General features: G+C 46.4%; 2 tRNA genes and 1 rRNA gene. All 3 read right to left on the bottom strand.

Annotated elements, in window-relative coordinates:
• Positions 1-4 precede the first annotated feature (4 nt).
• Positions 5-80 (bottom strand) — tRNA-His (locus CD29_RS19385).
• A 25-nt stretch (positions 81-105) separates the two neighbouring features.
• Positions 106-189 (bottom strand) — tRNA-Tyr (locus tag CD29_RS19380).
• A 43-nt stretch (positions 190-232) separates the two neighbouring features.
• Positions 233-348: ribosomal RNA gene (rrf, locus tag CD29_RS19375) — 5S ribosomal RNA — on the bottom strand.
• Positions 349-461 lie beyond the last annotated feature (113 nt).

The raw sequence follows: 461 nt of genomic DNA, 5'->3' as shown, positions 1-461 counted from the left end.
AGTATGGGGCGACTGATGGGAATCGAACCCACGAATGTCGGAACCACAATCCGATGCGTTAACCACTTCGCCACAATCGCCATGTTTTTTATTTGTTGATAAAAATGGTGGAGAGGGACGGATTCGAACCGCCGAACCCGAAGGAGCGGATTTACAGTCCGCCGCGTTTAGCCACTTCGCTACCTCTCCAGATTATCAATAAAAAAAGCATCGATCACTCGTGCTTTTTTTTGCCTAGCAACGTCCTACTCTCACAGGGGGAAGCCCCCAACTACCATCGGCGCTAAAGAGCTTAACTTCCGTGTTCGGTATGGGAACGGGTGTGACCTCTTTGCCATTATCACTAGACTCTATTAAGTGTACTTATTAATAAGTACTGTCAGAAACTTTTGTTAGTAAAAGCTTCTATATATATGGTGGGCCTAAATGGACTCGAACCATCGACCTCACGCTTATCAGGC

The organism is Ureibacillus manganicus DSM 26584 (assembly GCF_000772945.1).
Taxonomy (GTDB): domain Bacteria; phylum Bacillota; class Bacilli; order Bacillales_A; family Planococcaceae; genus Ureibacillus; species Ureibacillus manganicus.
This window is presented reverse-complemented; position numbering and strand designations above follow the sequence as displayed.